Annotated in this window: 1 pseudogene; it reads left to right on the top strand. The window is 46.3% G+C overall.

What is annotated here, in order from left to right:
- Positions 1-2,250, top strand: a pseudogene (locus tag H5300_RS26355) (hypothetical protein); the annotation flags it as partial.
- Positions 2,251-2,371 lie beyond the last annotated feature (121 nt).

The raw sequence follows: 2,371 nt of genomic DNA, 5'->3' as shown, positions 1-2,371 counted from the left end.
ACGATCACTCAGTTTACTTATGACGGTCAGCTAAGAACGCTTGATCAAAATGACACTGGCGAACAGCAGTTCAGCTTCACAGAAGGCGAGTTGTTTATCACCCTTGAAGGTGAAGTGCGCTTTGAACCTAATCGCGATCTAGACCATTCCGTTAGCGAAGACATCGTGAAGTCGATAGTAGTGACTTCAAGCGACTTCGATAACGATCCGGTGACTTCAGCCATTACGCTGACCATTACTGATGGTGACAATCCGACTATCGATTCGGTACCGAGCGTTGTACTTGAAGAAGCTGATTTAACTGATGGCTCATCGCCAAGTGGCAGCGCGGTAAGCTCGACTCAAACCATCACGTTCACCAACCAAAGTGATGATGTGGTTCGTTTCCGTATTGAGCCTACGGAGTTTAATACTAACAACGCGCTCAAGTCCGATGGCTTGAGTATTTAGATTCTAGAGGAACCAACAGGATCAGGCAATTATATTGGTTTCACGACCGATATTTCGAATGCCGAAACCACGGTATTTACGCTGAGCTTCTCTAATACCACTTTGGGTGAGTACACCTTCACGCTTCTGGAAGCGATTGACCACTCGCCTGTTCAAGGCAATAACGATCTAACATTCAACTTGCCAGTCTACGCGGTTGATAGCGACGGTGATGATTCGCTAATGTCGCCACTGGCTGTAACTATCACTGATGATATTCAAGTGATGGTTAATGACTCTCTCACAATTGAAGAGCCAACGGTTGCAGATTTGGCAGCAGGTACTCCGACGACAGCTTCCGTTAATGTACTTGATGAAGAAGGTGCTGATGGCACGACCATTACTCAGTTCACTTATGATGGTGGGGCGGTATTAACGCTTGACCAAAACGATGCGGGTGAGCAGAAGTTCGTGGTTGCTGATGGGGCATTATATATCACTCTGCAAGGCGATATTCGTTTCGAACCAAGTCGTAACCTTGACCATACTGGTGGCGATATCGTGAAGTCGATAGTCGTAACTTCAAGTGATTTCGATAGCGATCTTGTGTCTTCAACGGTAACGCTAACCATTACTGATGGCGATATCCCAACGATTGACACGGTGCCAAGCGTTACTCTGTCAGAAACGAATCTGAGCGACGGATCTGCTCCGAATGCAAGTGCGGTGAGTTCAACTCAAACCATTACCTTTACTAATCAAAGTGACGACGTGACGAGCTTTCGCATTGAACCGACTGAGTTTAATGTTGGTGGTGCTTTAACATCAAACGGATTGGCGGTTGAGTTGAAAGCGGACCCAACCACGCCGGGTGGCTACATCGGCTTTGTGACAACGGCTCCGAATGTTGAAACTAACGTGTTTACGATTAGCTTCTCGGATACCAATTTAGGCCAATACACCTTCACCTTAATTGAAGCACTAGACCATGTAGATGGCTTAGCGAAGAATGATCTGAGTTTTGATCTTCCTGTTTATGCCGTTGATAGCGATGGTGATGATTCACTGGTATCTCAACTGAATGTGACCATTGGTGATGATGTACAGGTCATGCAAAACCAAGCGCTTAATATTATTGAGCCTACGGTTGCTGATTTGGCTGCGGGTACTCCGACGACAGCCACTGTTGATGTGATGCCTAGTCAAAGTGCCGATGGCGCGACAATCACTCAGTTTACTTACGATGGCGGGGCGGCAATAACACTCGACCAAAACGATACGGGTGAACAGAAGTTTGTCTTTGCTGAGGGTTCACTGTTCATCACCTTGCAAGGTGAAGTGCGCTTCGAGCCAAATCGCAATCTAGACCATACGGCTAGCGAAGATATCGTGAAGTCGATTGTGGTGACCTCAAGTGATTTAGATAACGATGTGGTGACGTCAACAGTAACTCTGACTATTACCGATGGTGATATCCCAACCATTGATGCGGTGCCAAGCGTTACCTTGTCTGAAACCAACCTTGCAGATGGCTCAACTCCAAGCGGCGGTGCAGTCAGTCAAACTGAGACGATTACCTTCACCAATCAAAGTGATGATGTGACCAGCTTCCGTATTGAACCAACCGAGTTTAATGTGGGTGGTGCACTTAAATCGAACGGATTTGCAGTCGAGATAAAAGAAGACTCTGCTAATCCAGGCACTTACATAGGTTTTATTATCAATGGCTCGGGCACAGAAGTTCCAGTGTTCACTGTTAGTTTCTCGGCAACCACGCTAGGTGAGTACACCTTTACCTTACTTGAAGCGTTAGACCATGTATACCCGTGATCAATGAAGGTGCTTGATTTTCGATAAAATCAGGATCATGCTAAGACCCATGAAAATTACACTGACTCCTCAACAAAAGCTGCAACTCGAGCAGATGCACGATTCTACTCGT

The sequence above is a fragment of the Vibrio sp. SG41-7 genome (assembly GCF_014164465.1).
GTDB lineage: Bacteria > Pseudomonadota > Gammaproteobacteria > Enterobacterales > Vibrionaceae > Vibrio > Vibrio splendidus.
Note: the sequence above shows the minus strand (reverse complement) of the source record. Positions and strands in the feature narration are given on the sequence as shown.